Source organism: Streptomyces sp. NPDC030798, from assembly GCF_055572275.1.
In genome coordinates, this window is record NZ_JBVIDR010000002.1 from 304,580 (window position 1) to 321,214 (window position 16,635).

Here is a 16,635-nt window from a genome sequence, read left to right on the forward strand (position 1 = left end):
CCCCTTCTCCTGAAAGTCCTCCGGAGGTCCGGATGTCACTTCTTTACACGAACAGTCTTTGTGGACCGGGTCTCGAGAGTCATCTCGTCGGCTTCCGCGACCTTCGCCTTCAACCGCACAGTACCTGTCGCGGCATCGACCACGTCCACCACCTTCGCAAGCAGTTTCGCAGTATCCGCGTTCCCCGAGGCGCTCGCGAGCTGAACGGCCCGCCCCAGTTTGGCCGTTGCTCCATCGAAATCGCCCGCTTTGCGAAGATCCAGGCCCTTCTGGATGACCTGGGCCAGTTCGGCCTGCCCCGTGTAGTGGGCGACCTGCGGGTTGATCGAGGTGGAGGCCGTCATGTCGTCGGTCCACACGGCCCGGACCAGGCCCTGCGCACCGAGGTTCTGCACCGATCCGTCCGGTTGCGGGACGATCAGCGAGACCCGGGCGGCGAGCATCTCCTGGCCGAGGCCGGCCGCCGGTACCTCCACGCACAGGTGGTAGTCGCGGGACTCGTCGCCCCAGGACCCGGTCGGGTAGTCCCCGGCGCGCGGCCCGGCCTCGGTGCGCCGGCCGGTCAACTCCTCCACGGTGGGCGCGACTTGCTTGACGAAGCGGATGCTCGTGCCGACCGGCGTCCACACCCGCAGGGCGACGTCGGCGACCTCCTTGCCCATCGCCGTCTCCATCATCCGCGTGAAGTCGGCGGCCAGACCGGCCGGGTCGGCGACGATGTCGGCGGTACCGAGGAGCGCCGAGGCGATCCCTGTGACTTCTTTCACTTCCCAGTCGGTGCCCACGCCCCGAGCGTCACAGGTGAACCGCCCGGCACAGGCGTCGAGCGCCGCCTTCAGCGCCTGCGGTGCCTCGTGCTCGTTGCGCCCGTCGGTGAGCAGGATGCCGTGCCGGATGGCGACGTCCGCCGAGGACAGCAGCCGGTCCGCCAGCCGCAGCCAGGTGCCGATGGCCGTACCGCCGCCCGCGCCGAGCCGGCGCAGCGCCTGCTTGGCCTGCTCGCGGGTGGTGGCGTCGGCGACCGCGAGCCGCCCGCCGCCCGGATACACCTCCTTGGCCACGTGCGTGCCGCCGATCACCGCGAAGTGCGTGCCGTCGCGCAGGGCGTCGATCGCGGCGGCCGTGGCGTCCCGGGCACCGCGCATCTTGGTGGGCGGGTAGTCCATGGAGCCCGAGCAGTCGACCATGATCGCCACGGCGGCGGACGGGGCCTGCCCCGGCGCGTGGACGGGCACCCCGGCGGCGCTGCCGAGGGTGCCGCCCCCGGTCGCGGTCACGGTGACGATGGCGTTGACCTCACGGCCGCCCTCCGGCAGGTACTCGTTCTGATAGACGTCCACCGAGAACTGCGGCACGGTCGACTTCGCGAAATTGGCCATACTCGATCGAATCCCCCTCGGGCCCCGCTCGTGCGAGGTCATGCGTGTGGCCGGACCGGTCCCCTCCGGCCCGTCGAGGCTCCCCCGTCGTTACCGCCTCAGGCCGATCCTGCCCCCTCGGGCGGCGCGGGGAACGGCAGGACGGCCACTGTTACGTTGTCGTGGCCCCCGCCGTCCAGCGCGTGGCCGACCAGGACCTGGGCGCTGTGCAGCGGGCGCAGGGCCGCGTCCGGCGGGACGACCTCGCTCATCTCCTCGGCCGTCTCGGCGTAGTTCCACAGCCCGTCGGTGCACACCACGACGGCACCGGGGCGGTCCGGCTTGAACGACGCGGTGTGCGGCTCCAGTTCGTAGGCGTCCGCGCCGAGCCAGCCGGTGATCGCGTGGGCGCGCTCGTCGGCGTACGCTTCCGCCTCGTTCATCAGCCCGGCGGCCACCATCTGCGCGGCCCAGGAGTCGTCCTCGGTCAGCCGGGCCGGGGGCGCGGAGCGGTCGGCCGGCACCCAGTAGGCGCGGCTGTCGCCGACCCAGCCGACCACCAGCAGTCCGGAGGTGACGATCGCGCCGACGATGGTGCAGGCCGGGGCGTTCTGGTGCGGGGCGTGCTCGCGCGCCGCGTCCGGCTCGTCCGCCAGGGCGTTGACGGCCTGTGAGGCGGCGACGATCGCCTCGTGCATCGCCGCCTGCGGGTGCGTGCCGCGCGGCAGGGCCGCCAGCAGCGTGTCACCGGCCGCCTGCGACGCGGCCGCCGAGGCCTCGTCGGGCCGGGTGGCCGAGGACACGCCGTCGCACACGATCGCCAGCGCCGCGGGCGAACCGTCGGGCAGGACGGTGTGGCCGACCGCGAAGGCGTCCTCGTTGCGGTGGTGGCGCAGCCCGCGGTCGCTGACCGCGGCGACCGGGCCCGACTCCCGCTCCATGTGGTCGCGTTCGCGCGGCTGGGCGTGCCCGCAGTTCTCGCAGTAGCCGTCGTCGTCGACCCGGCCCGCCCGGCAGGCCACGCACACCTGCGCGGGCTCCTCCGCCGCGGCCGGGTCGGCGGCCACCCGCGGGTCCGGGGCCTGCAGCGGATACTCGTCGGGCTCCGCCGGCCGGTCGAACCGCACGCCGGGCGCGGCCGGTTCCTGCGCGTGCAGGGGGCGGCCGCCCGAGTCGGTGCCGGGCAGATCGGCCGGCAGGTGCACCGGGGGCGGGGTGGCACCGGAGCCGGCCGGCTCGGGGGCGGGCCAGTCCACGCCGTCACCGGGCGCGGGGGAGCCGGTCATGGTGAGCGTCGGATGGTCCTGCGGCGGCGTCGGCACGACGGAGAGGTCGTAACCGCACGCGCCGCAGAACAGGTCACCCGACTCGACCGGCTCCGCGCAGCTCGGGCACTTCGACAGTGCGGCCTGCTGGGGCATCTGCGACATCAACTACACCCACGTCCGGGGGCGGTAACGGTTGGCCCGTTCCACCAGCTCGATCCTCTCCTCGCCGCCGGGCGCCAGCCGGGCCAGCGTGCGGTACGCGCGCTCCAGGCCGAAGCGCAGGCCCCGCTCGTCCAGGCCGCTGCCGAGCAGCGTCCGTCCCTCGGCGGCGGGCCCGCCGGCGCCCTGGCCCGAGGAGAGTATCCAGTCCAGCGCGCAGCCGAGCACTTCCGCCGACAACTGCTCGCGCCGCGCCGGGTCCAGGCCGTACGCCTGCAGCGCCTCGACCTGCCCGGCGGCGGCGGTCAGGTCGTCCAGGAACGGTACGTCACCGGCGCTCGCCGTGCGCTGACCGATCCGGGCCCGCACGGCGGCGACGCGTGCGGCCGTGTAGTGGATCGAGGACTCCGGCACCGACTCCAGCGTGCGGACGGCACTGCCGCGGTCGCCGGCCGCCAGCTGCACCCGGGCGAGCCCGAAGGCCGAGCTGACGAAGCTCGGGTCGGTCGCCCACACCAGGCGGTAGTACTCGGCGGCGTTGTCGAGCTGGCCCAGCACCTCCGCGCACAGGCCGAGCGCCAGCTTGGGCGCGGCCTCGCCGGGGAAGGCGTCGTAGATCGCGTCGAAGGCGAGCGCCGCGCCCTCGAAGTCGCCGGTGACCAGGGCGGCCACGCCGCGGTACCACACCACCCGCCAGTCCTCGGGCCGTTCGGCGTCCAGTTGGGCCAGGGCGGTGAGCGCCGCCTGGTGGTCGCCGCTCTCCAGCAGGGCGCGGATCCGGCGCAGCCGGGTCTCCACGGTCTGCGCGGGCGCCGCGTCCAGCGCGGTGAGCAGCTCGGCGGGGCCGGAGGCCATCAGGCCCGCGAGGAAACCGGCGTTGGGATCGGCCGGGTCCACCAGCGGGACCGGCAGCGCGAGCGCGGCGGCCGCGGTGTCCACGGGCTTGACCAGGGCCGACCAGGGCGGAGCAGGGGCGGACGCGGCGTTCGGCACCGCCCGCGCCCCCAGCCGGGACACGTCGCCGTCGGGCTTCGCGAACAGCTCCGTGTCGGTGACCTTCACCTCGGGCCCGAACAGCGTCGACAGCGCGGGCCGCGCCTGCCCGGTCTGCAGCGAGACGACCTCGCGCAGCACCCCGGTCAGCTGCTCGGCCATCTCCTGCGCGGAGGCGAACCGGCGGGCCGGGTCGGGGTCGGTGGCGCGCACCAGGAGCCGGTAGAAGGACTCGTAGCGCTGGAAGACGTCGATGTCGTCCGGATCGGGCAGGGAGTCCACGAAGACGTTCGTGTAGCCCTGGAAGTCGAACGTGAGCACGGCGAGCGTACGGCCCACCGTGTACAGGTCGCTCGCCACCGACGGGCCGACCTCGGCGACTTCCGGCGCCTGGTAGCCGACCGTGCCGTAGATCGCGGACTCCTCGTCGTCCATGCGGCGCACCGCGCCCATGTCGATCAGCTTGAGCTGGTCCTCGGTCTGGATGGCGTTGTCGACCTTGAAGTCGCAGTACAGCAGGTTGCGGCTGTGGAGGTGGCCGAGTGCCTCCAGCGCCTCGATGCCGTACGCGCACGCCTGCTCCACCGGCAGCGGGTCGCGCCGGCCGTCCGCGGCGCGGCGCGCGTTGGCGATCTCCTTCAGCGACTTGCCGCCGACGTACTCCATGACGATGTAGCCGTCGAGGGAGCCGGTGCGCTGGTCGAGGTGCTCCACGAAGTTGTAGATCCGCACGATGTTGGCGTGCTCGATCTCGGCGAGGAAGCGGCGCTCGGAGATCGCCGCGGCCATCGCGTCCTGGTCGCCGGTGTCCAGCAGACCCTTGAGGACGACCCACCGGTCGGAGACCGCGCGGTCCACGGCGAGGTAGATCCAGCCCAGGCCGCCGTGCGCCAGACAGCCCGCGACCTCGTACTGGCCGTGCACGATGTCACCCGACCGCAGCTTGGGCACGAACGAGTACGGGTGCCCGCACTTGGTGCAGAACCCCTCCGTGCGCCCCGGCCGGTCGCCCCGGGCGCGGCCGACCGGCGCCCCGCAGTCCGAGCGGGAGCAGAACCGCTTGCGCTCGGGCACCTCCGGGTTGTCCAGCACCATCACGCGCGGGTCGGGCCGCGGCACCTGCGGCACGCTCACCAGCCCGGCACCCAGCCGGCCGCGCGTGGAGGTCCCGGAGGAGGACCCGGAGCTGCGCACCGACACCGAACGCCCGGTGGAGCGGCCCGACAGGGAGCGGGAGAGCCGCCCGGACACCGAGCGGCGCGACTTCGACGACTGCGACGACGTCCGGGAACTGCGCGAGCTGCGCGCACTGCCGCTCTGCGCCGAGCCCCGGGTGACCCCGGTGGGCGCCGAGCCCACCATGCCTCCCCCGGAGGAGGGACCCCCGGCCGAGACGACCGGCGCGAGACCGCACGTGTCGCAGTACAGCTCACCGCCGCCGACGTCCTCGTACGACCCCGCGCAGCCCGGCCGCTGACAGCTCTGCCCCGGCTGACTCATGCCTGCTCCCCCTTCCGGTCCTCCGGCACGCTCGCGCCGCCGAGCAGCTCGGCCGCCGCCTGCTGGTAGCGCAGCACGGCCTGTTCGGCCACGCGCAGGTCGCAGGGCGCGCTCCACAGCATCCGGCGGGCCGCGTCGTACCGCTCCACCAGCAGCGGGTCCTCGGCCAGGCCGTGCCGGGCGACCTTCGCCTTGTAGGCGTCCAGCCGGCCGCGCAGCTCGGCGCGGACCGCGAGCGGCGCGGTGACCGCTGTCAACGACTCACGGGCGCGCAGCAGTTCGTCCTCCGCCTTCTCCTCCAGCGACTCCAGCAGGGGGGACAGCCGGTGCCACTGCGCCTGCCGCCGGTACTCCGCCGCCGTCGCCAACTGCTCCTGCAGCACGGTCGGCGGGCCGCTGACCACCGGCACCTCGGTCGCCGCGATCTTCGCCAGCACCTCCCCGCGCGCGGTGCGCGCCTCGGCGAGGGTGCGGTCCGCGCGGGAGAGCACGTCCCGCAGCCGGATCAGCCGCGCCTCCGCGTCCTGCCGGACCGTCAGCACCGCGTCGATCTCCCGCCGTACGTCCTCCAGGGCGCGCGCCTCACGGTCGTACACCGTGGTGTCCGGGCGGCCGCCGCCGGGCGCCGAACTGCCCTCGGCCGGCACCCAGAAGGCGAGCGGGTCGCTGACGACGTCCTCGCGCAGCCTGGTCAGCGTGCGCGTGATGCGCTCCAGGTCGTCGCCCGCCGGATGCTCGCCGGGGCGCACACCGACGGAGTGGGCGAGCTTGCGGGTGCGCTGCAGCTCCGCGGCCAGTAAATCGATCCGCGCGGGGAGCGCGGACCACACCGCGTCGGCGGCGACGACCAGGTCCAGCGAGGACGCGTACAGCTCGTTCATCCGGTCCACCAGCGAGGACAGCGAGAAGCTCTCGCTGAGCCGGTTGCCGCCCGGCACGGTGACCGCGTCGTCGCGCAGCAGCGCGGTCAGCTCCGCCAGGTCCTCCCGGCTGGACCAGCGGCGCCGGGCGCGGATCTCCCGCGCGGAGCGCAGCGCGGCGGTGTAGGCGTCGAAGTACGCCCACAGCAGGGTGATCGACGCCTCCGCGTCGGCCCAGCGCTCGGCGGTGACGCCGGTGAGTTCGGCGCCCTCGAGGAGTCTGCGGCCCGCGTGGTCCTGCAGGGCCAGCAGGGAGGTCTCGATCGCCTCGTGCTCCTGGCCGAGCCGCGCCAGCGCACGGTCCACCTCGTCCCGGTCCATCACCGGCCCGGCGGGGTCCGTGACGCCCATCGATCACCTCTCGCTGCTGTGTGGTTGGCCTGGGTCGTGGAAGCGGGTCAGCTGGTGCGCAGATACTGCGGCGCGGGCGGCTTGGACGGTCCCGAGTCCTTCCCCAGTGTGGCCGACAGCCAGCGGTCGTACGACGCCTGCCAGCCGTTCGCGCGGTAGCCGACCAGGACGCGATTGACCCGGCGTACCAGATCGGTGGCGTCCTTCTTCATCGCCACGCCGTAGTACTCGGTGGTGAACGCCTCGCCCATCAGTTTGAGCGTCGGGTCCTGCGCGGCCTGGCTCGCGGCGAGCGCGCCGTCGGTGACGACCGCGTCGACCTCGCCGAGCTGCAGCCGCACCAGGCAGTCGAGCTGGTTGGGGACGGTGGTGGAGATGTCGGTGGACGCGGGCAGGGTGCCCTTGTCCCGGTCCGCCTTCAGCTTCAGGTAGGCGGTGGAACCGGACGCCGTGCAGATCTTCTTGTGCGCCAGCGTGTCGTTGTACCCCGTGATGGATGACGACTTGGGCGCGAGCACCTGCTGGCCGGTCTTGAAGTAGGGCGCGGAGAACGCCACTTCGCCCAGGCGCTGGCAGGTGATCGTCATCGTGCGCACCACCATGTCCACCCGGCCGTCCTGGATGGCGGGGATGCGCCGGCTGGTCGGTATCGCCTTGAACTGCACCGCGTTTGGGTCCCCGAGGATGTCCTGGGCGATCCGGTGCACCAGGTCGATGTCGAAGCCCTCCAGCTCGGCGCCCTCGGTGTTGGGGTTGCGGTAGCCCCAGCGGTAGCTGTTCTGGTCGACGCCGACGACCAGCTTGCGCTTGGCGCCCGTACGGGCCTTGATGGCGTCGATCGTCGGGCCGTCGGCGCCGGACGGGGACAGCGTCTGGTTCTGCGCCTCGGAGTCCTTGCAGCCGTCCGCGCGGGCCTGGCCGGCGACGACCGCCCGCTGCCCGGCCGGCCTGCCCTCGTCGGGCGTCTGGGTGCACGGCAACAGCAGGACCAGGGCCAGCGCCAGGGCGCACAGCACCGCCATCGCGCCGACCCCACCCCAGCCCCTCAGGGAGGCCCGTACACGGCTTGCGTACATCGTCCCGCCCCTTGTCACCGGTACTCCGAAAGCCTGCGCCCGATGCCAGCGAGCGCGCCGGCGGCCGAGAGCACCGTCAGGACGGCGGCGCCGACGGGCAGCCCGGTCAGGGCGTCCCGGCCGTCACCGGCGGCCTGCTGGAACTCGGCCTGCTCGTGGTCGATGGCGTGGGCGAGATTGGTGTCGACACCGTCGAAGCACGCGCCGGTGGCGTCCTTGCCGCCGATCACCTTGTCCAGCGCCTGCTGGTAGTTGCCGTTCTCGTCCTCGCTGCGGGCCGCGGCGTGGCGCTGCTTCCACACCGCCATGTTGCCCTCGGCCGCCTTCACCGGTGCGCTGCCCGCCTGGTCGTCGGCGAGCCGGGCGGCCTCGGCGAGGCCCGTGCCGAGCACCGTCATGTCCTTGTCGAAATCGTAGTAGTACGCGTCGTACTGCTGTCCGCCCACCGTGACGGTCTCGGCGCCGCGCGCCACCAGGCTCAGGTTCTCGTTGCCGCGCGCCTTCAGGGAGGCGATCCGCGCGTCGTGCAGCACCTTCAGGGAGCGGATGCCCTCGTCGTAGGAGCCGTTGAGCCCGGACAGCGCGACGCTGTGGCCGACGACCAGCCACAGCAGCGCCACCGTCGTCGCGGCCGTGGCGGCGACCAGGCCGTGGTTGAGGACGCGGTTGGTGCGCCGGTAGGTGCGGTGCTGGGCCCAGCCGAGCGCGGCCAGGGCGAGCACGCCGAGCGCGATGGCGGCCCAGGGGTAGGGCCGCGCGTCGCCGTAGTCGGAGTCCAGCCGCTGGTTCTCCGTGGTGTAGAGATCCTCCGCCGCCGGGAGCATCTCCTTCTGCATCTTCTCGTTGGCGTAGCGCAGATACGCGCCGCCCACCGGGTAGCCCTGCCGGTTGTAGGTCCGGGCCCGCTCGATCAGGCCCTTGTACTCGGGCAGCAGCCGGTTCAGCCGGGCGATGGTCGTCTCGGAGGCCGAGCCCGGCTCGGCGTTGGCGGCGGCCTTGACGAGGCCCGCGGCGGCCGTCCGGATGTCCTTCTCGTACCGGTCCCGGGACGCGGCGGTCTCCTGACCGCCCGCCAGGAAGCCGCTGGAGGCGGCCGTGTTGGCGTCCGCGAGGGAGCGGTAGATGCCGGCCGCGCCGGAGCTGAGCGGCTGACTGCGGTGCAGCACGTCGTCGGCGGCGGCCGCCCGCTCGGAGGTCTGCCAGGCGGTGACGGCGCCGAACGCGACGACGAGCAGCGCCAGTACGGCGCCGATGATCCGCAGCCGGCCCGGTTCGGTCGTCGCGGCGGCGCGGACCCGTTCGACCCCCTCGGCGAACGCGGTACGGCGGGACGGAGCGGCCGGCGCGGGCACCGGCGGGCCGGGCTGGGGAGGCACGACGGGCAGCGCGGGCGGCGCCGGCGGGGCGGGCAGGGCGGGGCCCGCGCCGGGTGGCGCCGTGCTGCTCTTCGGCGGGTGTGTCACTTGACCTCCCCCATGGTCATCCGTTCGCCGCACAGTATCGCCGCCCGGACCGGCATCCGCACCAGCCTTCACTCGATCTTGATCGGATCGCAGCGCAACGGACGGCGCGGGGCGCGGGTCGCACCACCCCGTGCCGGTGAATACGCCGGGGCCGGGCGATCGGTTCCCCGGCCGGGGTGCGGTCAGCCGCCGCCGTCCACGTACAGGCACAAGGGGGTGACCTGCCGGGTCGAGCGGCACCCGAGCGGTGTCCTGGGGCTGATGCCCGGCTTCCCGAGCACCGCGTGCGAGGGCACGGGCCACGGCCGCCGGCAGACCGGTGACCTCGAAGTCCGGGTGCGGGGCGATCCGTTGGTCCCCGCCACGGGTCGGCGACACGGGCGGCACGCAGTCGTCCCGACCACGGGAACGCCGGGCAGGCCAGGCCCTCCGCGGGCCCGATCGCCGCTCCCTCGGCGTCCTCCGCGCGATCTCTCCCCCCCCGGCAACTCGCCGCAGAACCGCGTCGGCACGCCGGCTCGGGCGCCTCCGGCACCACACCCCACTGGTCGTGCCGCGCCGTCCGCTCCGCACCGGGCTCGGGGGTGGACCCGAGGCGTCAGCCGTCGTCGGTCAGGGCATGGGCTCCCAGTGGTGGCGGGCCCGGGCCTGGGCCTCCGGCGCCGTGCCCAGGTGGTCGAGGCCCAGGAGGGCCGCGCCCAGGACGGGGGCGGGGGTCACCACCTGGGGCTCGGCCTTGGGGGCGTGGGCGGTCAGGAGGGTGCGGATGCCGTCGTCCAGGCGGGTGTGGCCGGCCGTCAGGACGCTGCCCCCCAGGAGGACCGGGGTCGGTTCGTCCAGGAGGTCCAGGCGGGTCAGGGCCACGGTGGCCATCGTCGCCACCTCCTGCGCCAGCCGGTCCACGACGGACGCGGCGACCGCGTCCCCGCGCGCGGCCGTGGCGAAGAGCACCGGCGTCAGCTCGTGCCGGCGGCCGTGCTCGACGTGCCCCAGGTGCAGCGCCTCGATCAGCGCGTACATCGAGGGCAGCCCGAAGTGCGCGGGCAGCGTGCGGGCCAGTTCGGTGGCCGGGCCCCGGCCGTCCTCCGCGCGGGCGGCGTGCCACAGCGCCTCCTCCGCCAGGCCCCAGCCGCCGCCCCAGTCCCCGGAGATCCGGCCGAGCGCCGGGAAGCGGGCGGTGCGGCCGTCGGGGCGCATGCCGACGCAGTTGATGCCCGCTCCGCACACCACGGCCACGCCCCGGGGTTCGGCCACCCCCGCGCGCAGGATCGCGAAGGTGTCGTTGCGGACCTCCACCGACGCCCCCCACGCGCGCGCGTGCAGCGCGGCCGCCAACTGCTCCTCCTCCACCGGCAGATCGGCGTTGGCCAGACACGCCGAGACGTGCCCGGCCGAGGTCACGCCCGCCTCGGTGAAGGCCCGCGCCACCGGTTCGGCCAGGGCGTCCAGCGCCGCCGCCACCCCCACCGCCGGTGGACGGAAGCCGCCGCCGCGCGCCGTCGCCAGCACCTCCCCGGCGGCGGTGACCACGGCGACGTCGGTCTTGCTGTTGCCCGCGTCGATGGCGAGCACGGTTGACATCAGGCCCACGCGAGGTGCTCCCGGTTGTGCGCGATCAGCCGGTCGGTGAGGGTGTCGGCGTAGGCGTGCCGGCCGATCAGCGGATGGGCCAGCAGGGCCCGGAAGACCCGGTCCCGGCCGCCGCGCAGGGCCGCCTGGAGCGCCAGTTCCTCGTACGCCGTCACGTTCGCCACCAGCCCCGCGAACAGCGGATCCAGCTCCGGCACCGGAAGCGGCGCGGCGCCGGCCGGCCCCACCGCCGCCTGCACCTCGATCACCGCGTCGTCCGGCAGGAAGGGCAGCGTGCCCCGGTTGAGCGTGTTCACCACCTGGTACGGGCTCCCCGCACCGCCCAGCAGCGCCGCCGCGAGGTCCACCGCGGCCTCCGAGTAGAACGCGCCGCCCCGCTTGGCCAGCAGCGCCGGCTTCTCGTCCAGGGCCGGATCGCCGTACAGGGCGAGCAGTTCGCGCTCCATGGCGGCGACCTCCGCCGCCCGGGAGGGCTTGGTGCGCAGCTCCGCCACCACCTCGTCGTGGGCGTAGTAGTAGCGCAGGTAGTAGGACGGCACCACGCCGAGGCGGTCCAGGAGGGGGCGGGGCAGCCGCAGGTCGCCGGCGACGGCGTCCCCGTGCTCGGCCAGCAGCTTGGGCAGGACGTCCGCGCCCTCGGGGCCGCCCAGCCTCACGCCGGTCTCCCAGGTGAGGTGGTTCAGGCCCACGTGGTCGAGGTGGACCTCCCCGGGATCGGTGCCCAGCAGCGCCGCGAACTTGCGCTGGAAGCCGATCGCCACGTTGCACAGCCCGACCGCGCGGTGCCCGGCCTGGAGCAGGGCGCGGGTGACGATGCCGACCGGGTTGGTGAAGTCGATGATCCACGCGCGCGGGTTGGCCCGGCGCACCCGCTCGGCGATGTCCAGGACGACGGGAACGGTGCGCAGCGCCTTGGCGAGACCGCCGGCGCCGGTGGTCTCCTGGCCGATGCAGCCGCACTCCAGCGGCCAGGTCTCGTCCTGCTCGCGCGCCGCCTGCCCGCCGACGCGGAGCTGGAGCAGCACGGCGTCCGCGCCGTCGACACCGGCGTCCAGGTCGCAGGTCGTGACGATCCGGCCGCCGTGCCCCTGCTTGGCGAAGATGCGGCGGGCCAGCCCGCCCACCAGGTCCAGGCGGTCGGCCGCCGGGTCCACCAGCACCAGTTCCTCGATGGGCAGGGTGTCCCTGAGGCGTGCGAAGCCGTCGATGAGTTCGGGGGTGTAGGTCGAGCCTCCGCCGACCACGGTGAGTTTCACTGGAGGGTCCCTCGCTTCCAGGTGCCGGGGATGGGCCTCGTCGGCCGGGGGGCCGGGGGTTGCCCCCCGGGCAGACGCAGCATGAATGGTCTAACCCTTCACTCCGGTGAGCGTGACGCCCTCGACGAACGCCTTCTGGGCGAAGAAGAAGACGACGATCACGGGGGCCATGACCAGCACGGTCGCGGCCATGGTGAGGTTCCAGTCGGTGTGGTGGGCGCCCTTGAAGGACTCCAGGCCGTAGCTGAGCGTCCAGGCGCCGGGGTTCTCCGAGGCGTAGATCTGGGGGCCGAAGTAGTCGTTCCAGGCGTAGAAGAACTGGAAGAGGGCCACGGCGGCGATGCCCGGCTTCGCCATCGGCAGGATCACCCTGAGCAGGGTCCGCAGGTCGCCGCAGCCGTCCACCTTGGCCGCGTCGACGTACTCGTTCGGGATCGTCATCAGGAACTGGCGCAGCAGGAAGATGGAGAACGCGTCCCCGAACGCCATCGGGACGATCAGCGGCCACAGCGTGCCCGACAGGTCCAGCTGTTTCGCCCAGAAGAGGTACATCGGGATGATGACGACCTGCGGGGGCAGCATCATCATCGAGATCACCAGCATGAGTGACAGGTTGCGGCCCCGGAAGCGGAACTTGGCCAGCGCGTAGGCCACCGGGAGGGACGACGCCACGGTCAGTACGGTGCCGAGCCCAGCGTAGATCAGCGTGTTCTTCCACCAGGTCAGGAAGCCGGGGGTGTCGAGCACGCTTCGGTAGTTGCCCCACTCCCAGGTGTGCGGGATCAGGTCCCGGCTCAGCGCCTGCGAGTCGCTCATCAGCGAGGTCAGGAACACGAACACGAAGGGCAGGGTGAAGAAGAGGGCGGCGGCGACCCCGAGGGAGTGCACCGCGATCCACTCCAGCAGCGCCCGGCGCCGCGCCGACCGCTCGGCGTCCGAGACCCGGGGGGCCCGCTGCGCGGGCCGGTCCAGTACGTGCGTCATGGTTCAGTCACCTGCCTGGACGAGACCGCCCCGGCGCCGCATCAGCAGCGCGGTGAACGCCATCGACAGGGCGAACAGCACCAGTGCCACCACACAGGCCGAGCCGTAGTCGAAGCGCTGGAAGCCGAGGTTGTAGACGAGCTGGGGGAGGGTGAGCGTGGACTTGTCCGGGTAGCCGGGCTCGAACTGGGTGCCCGCGCCCTGGATGACGCCCGAGGCGACCTTTCCGGCGATCAGCGGCTGCGTGTAGTACTGCATGGTCTGGATCACGCCGGTGACCACGGCGAACATCACGATCGGCGAGATGTTCGGCAGGGTGACGTACCGGAACCGCTGCCGGGCCGAGGCCCCGTCCAGCTCGGCCGCCTCGTACTGCTCCGTCGGTACGTCCAGCAGGGCGGCCATGAAGATGACCATCAGGTCGCCGATGCCCCACAGCGCCAGCAGGGTCAGCGCCGGCTTGGACCAGGCGGGGTCGTTGAACCAGCCCGGCGCCGGCAGGCCCGCCTTCTCCAGAAGGGAGTTCACCGGGCCGGTCCCGGGGTTGAGCAGGAACGCGAAGGACATGGTGGCCGCGACCGGCGGGGCGAGGTAGGGCAGGTAGAACAGGGTGCGGAAGACGCCCGCACCGGTCTTGATCTTCGTGATGAGCAGACCCACCCCGAGTCCGAACAGGACCCGGAGGGTCACCATCACCACGACGAGCCACAGCGTGTTGCGCAGGGCGGGCCAGAAGAGCGGGTAGTGCGCGAAGACGTACGTCCAGTTCTTCCCGCCGCGCCACGTCGGCGGACGGAATCCGTCGTAGTGCATGAAGGAGAAATAGACCGTGGAGATCAGCGGATAGGCGAAGAAGACCGCGAAGCCGATCAGCCAGGGAGACATGAAGGCGGCTGTCCGCAGCGCCGACCGGCGGCGCTTGGAGGCCAGGGTGAGGGCGCTCATCGCTACTTCGCCTGTGCGATGTCGGTGTCGATCTGCGCGGCCGTCTTCTTCAGTCCGGCCTTCAGATCGGTGACCTTGCCGCTCTCGTAGTCGTAGCCGAACTGCTGGATCGTCACCAGGTAGACACCGCCGTTGAGGGAGGCGGGTGTCGTGGTGGAGTGCGGGTCGGCGGCGATGTCCAGGAAGGTCTTGAAGCGCGGGTCGTACTTCAGCTTCGGCGACTTGAGCGCGGCGAGGGTGGAGGGCACGTTGTGGATGTCGTTGGCGAAGCCGACCACGGCATCGGTGTCCGTGGTGATGTACTTGACGAACTCCCAGGCCGCGTTCTGCTTGTGGCTGGTGGCGGCGATGCCGGCGATGGTGCCGGTGATGTAGCCCTTGCCGTACTGGGCCGCCTGGTCGTCGGGGACGGGCAGCGGGGCGACACCGATCTCGAACTTGGGCTTGGCCGCCTCCGCCATGCCCAGCCGCCACTCGCCGTCGAGCTGCATGGCCACCTGGCCGGTGTGGAAGGGATGCTTGGGGCCCCACTCGTCACCGAGGGTGGCCCGGAACTTCTCCAGCTTCTGGAATCCGCCGAGTTCGTCGACGAGACGCTTCTGGAGCTCGAAGCCTCTTTGGAACGCCGGGTCCTCGGCGAGGTTCGACTTGCCGTTCTTGTCGAAGTACGTGGGCGAGAACTGCGCGAAGTAGTGCTCGGTGGTGGATTCCCAGCCGTGGTAGTCCGGCATGAATCCGAGCTGCTTGTAGCTGTCGCCCTGGGGGATCGTGAGCTTCTTGGCGTCGGCCTCGAACTGGGACCAGGTCCTGGGCGGGGCGGTGATGCCCGCCTTCTTGAACGCCGTCTTGTTGTAGTAGAGCCCGTAGGCGTCGCCCAGCAGCGGCACGGCGCAGCGGTTGCCGTCGAACCGGGTGTACTCGTTCATCGGCTTCGGGAAGGTCGTCGCCGGGTCGATGCCCGACTTCTTGAAGAAGGGGTTGAGGTCCACCAGCGCGCCCGAGGAGCAGAACTTGCCCACGTTGTTGGTGGTGAAGGAGGAGATCACGTCCGGCGCCTTGTCTCCGCCGGAGCGCAGCGCCTGGTTGATCTTGTCGTCGGTCATGTTGCCGACGACGTTCACGTGGATGTTGGGGTGCGCCTTCTCGAAGCCGGCGACCAGCGACGTGACCGCCTTGACCTCGTTCGGCGCGCTCCAGGCGTGCCAGAAGTTGATCGTCGTGTCCTTGGAGGCGTCGTCGGTGGCGCCGGCATTCGACTGGCCGGTGCAGGCGGTGGTGAGCAGAGCCAGCGAAGCAGTCAGGGCAAATGCCACTTTTCGGGCAGCGGACGGCATGACGTCGGGCATGACGGGGTCTCCCAGCGGGACGGGGATCGGGTGGGAAGGGAGTGGGGGGCGCTCTAGCGCGAGGTGTCGAAGACCTCGTCGCGGGTGGCCGCGAGCGCGGACTCCAGCGCGCCGCGCAGCACGGGGTGTTCGCGGACGTCGCCGACGAGGAGCCGGGGACGGGCCGCCGCCAGCTCCTCCAGCTCGGCCTGGACGAGGGCGCGCAGCACCTCGCCGCCGGCCGTCAGCACGGAGCCGCTGAGGACGACGAGTTCGGGGTCGAGGACGGAGACGAGGGAGGCGAGACCGGTGGCCAGCCGGGTCGCGTACGTCTCCAGCAGGGTGCGGTGCGCTCCGCCCGCGTGGTCGGCGGCGCACGCCAGGAGTTCTGCTGCGGCCTCCGCGTTCGAGCCCGTCGGCACGTCCTCGATGCCCAGGTCGCGGGCGATCCGGGGCACGGCCTGGGAGCCGGCCAGCTCCTGGTAGCCGCCGCTGTTGGCCTTGGTCACCTGGCGCACCAGCGGAGTGCCGGGCACGGGCAGGAACCCGACCTCGCCGGCGCCGCCGGTCCAGCCGCGGTGCAGCCGGCCGCCGAGCACCAGGGCGGCGCCCATGCCCTCCTCGTTCCACAGCAGGACGAAGTCGGCGTGACCGCGGGCGGCGCCGAGCCGTTGTTCGGCGATGGCGACGAGGTTGACGTCGTTCTCGTACTCCACCGGCATCGGCAGCGCGGCGGCGAGGTCGTCGAGCAGCGCGGGGGAGTGCCAGCCGGGCAGGTGGGAGGCGTAGCGCAGGCGGCCGGTGTTGGGGTCGAAGGCGCCGGGGGTGCCGATGACCAGCCGGTGCACGTCCGACCGGGCCAGGCCGGCCGCCTTCACGGCGCCGTCGAGGGCGTCGGTGACCTGCTGGACGACCGGGTGGGCCGGGCGCCGGCCGGGGGTGGGCAGTTCGTACTCGCCGACCGTGCGGCCGCTGATGTCGGCGACGGCGGCGAGGATGCGGTGCGGGGCGACGTCGAGCCCGGCGGCGTACGCGGCGCTCGGGTTGACCGCGTAGAGCTGGGCGCCCGGTCCCGGCCGGCCCTCACTGGTGCCGGTGACCCGCACCAGCCCGGCCGCCTCCAGACGGGCCAGCAACTGGGAGGCGGTGGGCTTGGACAGGCCGGTGAGCTTGCCGATGCGGGTGCGCGACAGCGGGCCGTGCTCCAGCAGGAGGTCCAGGGCGGCCCGGTCGTTCATGGCGCGCAGGACGCGCGGGGTGCCCGGCGTACCGGCGGTTCCTGCCATCTCTGTCGCCACCTGCCTCTCCGGCTGCCCAGCTTTCCAGTGACCCGCGGATCATGTCCATCCGGACGCCACTGTTAGGAAACTTTCCTATTGCGGGTGGGAGGAACGTAAGCCCAGGACGAAGGGGGCGTCAATAGACAACGCCCCCGAGGCAACGGAGT

At 72.7% G+C, this 16,635-nt stretch carries 12 protein-coding genes and 1 pseudogene; all 13 read right to left on the minus strand.

Annotated elements, in window-relative coordinates:
- Window positions 1–35 precede the first annotated feature (35 nt).
- Window positions 36–1,379, minus strand: coding sequence for a vWA domain-containing protein (locus ACZ404_RS05890; protein WP_468436336.1), 1,344 nt, complete (start codon window positions 1,377–1,379; stop codon window positions 36–38).
- Between the two features lie 98 nt (window positions 1,380–1,477).
- Window positions 1,478–2,788, minus strand: a complete 1,311-nt coding sequence (locus tag ACZ404_RS05895) for a PP2C family serine/threonine-protein phosphatase (protein ID WP_468436337.1) — start codon at window positions 2,786–2,788, stop codon at window positions 1,478–1,480.
- 3 nt (window positions 2,789–2,791) lie between these two features.
- Window positions 2,792–5,278 (minus strand): serine/threonine-protein kinase, encoded by a 2,487-nt coding sequence (locus ACZ404_RS05900; RefSeq protein WP_468436339.1) that lies wholly within the window; start codon window positions 5,276–5,278, stop codon window positions 2,792–2,794.
- Complete coding sequence (locus ACZ404_RS05905) at window positions 5,275–6,549, minus strand: hypothetical protein (RefSeq protein ID WP_468436341.1); 1,275 nt, start codon at window positions 6,547–6,549, stop codon at window positions 5,275–5,277. The genes ACZ404_RS05900 and ACZ404_RS05905 overlap by 4 nt, the downstream gene beginning before the upstream one ends.
- A 47-nt stretch (window positions 6,550–6,596) precedes the next feature.
- Window positions 6,597–7,625, minus strand: a complete 1,029-nt coding sequence (locus tag ACZ404_RS05910; protein ID WP_468436343.1) for a glutamate ABC transporter substrate-binding protein — start codon at window positions 7,623–7,625, stop codon at window positions 6,597–6,599.
- 14 nt (window positions 7,626–7,639) lie between these two features.
- Window positions 7,640–9,088, minus strand: coding sequence for a hypothetical protein (locus ACZ404_RS05915; RefSeq protein ID WP_468437152.1), 1,449 nt, complete (start codon window positions 9,086–9,088; stop codon window positions 7,640–7,642).
- A 273-nt stretch (window positions 9,089–9,361) separates the two neighbouring features.
- Window positions 9,362–9,661: pseudogene (locus ACZ404_RS05920) on the minus strand (hypothetical protein); the annotation flags it as partial.
- A gap of 39 nt (window positions 9,662–9,700) precedes the next feature.
- The gene (locus tag ACZ404_RS05925; RefSeq protein ID WP_468436344.1) at window positions 9,701–10,678 is read right to left on the minus strand and encodes an N-acetylglucosamine kinase; all 978 of its coding nucleotides are present in this window, start codon (window positions 10,676–10,678) and stop codon (window positions 9,701–9,703) included.
- Window positions 10,669–11,934 (minus strand): 6-phospho-beta-glucosidase, encoded by a 1,266-nt coding sequence (locus tag ACZ404_RS05930; RefSeq protein ID WP_468436345.1) that lies wholly within the window; start codon window positions 11,932–11,934, stop codon window positions 10,669–10,671. Before ACZ404_RS05930 ends, ACZ404_RS05925 begins: the two co-directional genes overlap by 10 nt.
- Window positions 11,935–12,024: 90 nt before the next feature.
- Window positions 12,025–12,918, minus strand: a complete 894-nt coding sequence (locus ACZ404_RS05935; protein ID WP_468436346.1) for a carbohydrate ABC transporter permease — start codon at window positions 12,916–12,918, stop codon at window positions 12,025–12,027.
- A 3-nt stretch (window positions 12,919–12,921) separates the two neighbouring features.
- Entirely contained in the window at window positions 12,922–13,863 is a 942-nt protein-coding gene (locus tag ACZ404_RS05940; protein WP_468436347.1) for a carbohydrate ABC transporter permease, read from the minus strand.
- A 2-nt stretch (window positions 13,864–13,865) separates the two neighbouring features.
- On the minus strand, window positions 13,866–15,197 hold the full coding sequence (locus ACZ404_RS05945; protein ID WP_468437154.1) for an ABC transporter substrate-binding protein: 1,332 nt from the start codon (window positions 15,195–15,197) through the stop codon (window positions 13,866–13,868).
- 65 nt (window positions 15,198–15,262) lie between these two features.
- Complete coding sequence (locus ACZ404_RS05950) at window positions 15,263–16,474, minus strand: ROK family transcriptional regulator (RefSeq protein ID WP_468436348.1); 1,212 nt, start codon at window positions 16,472–16,474, stop codon at window positions 15,263–15,265.
- Window positions 16,475–16,635: the final 161 nt, after the last annotated feature.